The organism is Pseudomonas tremae (assembly GCF_001401155.1).
Taxonomy (GTDB): domain Bacteria; phylum Pseudomonadota; class Gammaproteobacteria; order Pseudomonadales; family Pseudomonadaceae; genus Aquipseudomonas; species Aquipseudomonas tremae.
This window is the reverse complement of the sequence record NZ_LJRO01000274.1, coordinates 1-328: the sequence shown is the minus strand read 5'-3', so window position 1 is coordinate 328 and position 328 is coordinate 1. Positions and strand designations below refer to the sequence as shown.

The following is a 328-nucleotide window of genomic DNA, read 5'->3' as shown; positions in this document are numbered from 1 at the left end:
TACGATATAGCCGATTACCTGGCCCTGTTTAACGGTTCCGCCGGTGTGTATGCCTTTGGCAGAGCCTTGCATGTGACCGTACAGCGTGCGCTAGGTATCGCCGTGCTGGATGATGACCGTATTGCCGTAACCGCCGCGACGGCCAGCGAGCAGCACCTTGCCATCGCCGGTTGCCTTGATCGGCGTACCGCGTGGTGCCGCATAGTCGACGCCCTTGTGCGCACGGATCTTGTTGAGGATAGGGTGTTTGCGACCCATCGAGAACATGGAGCTGATGCGGGCAAAGTCTACCGGGGTGCGGATGAATACCTTGCGCATGCTGTTGCCG

Annotated in this window: 1 pseudogene; it reads right to left on the bottom strand. The window is 59.5% G+C overall.

What is annotated here, in order from left to right:
- Nucleotides 1–328 (bottom strand): annotated as a pseudogene (locus ALO43_RS16200) (M23 family metallopeptidase); the annotation flags it as partial.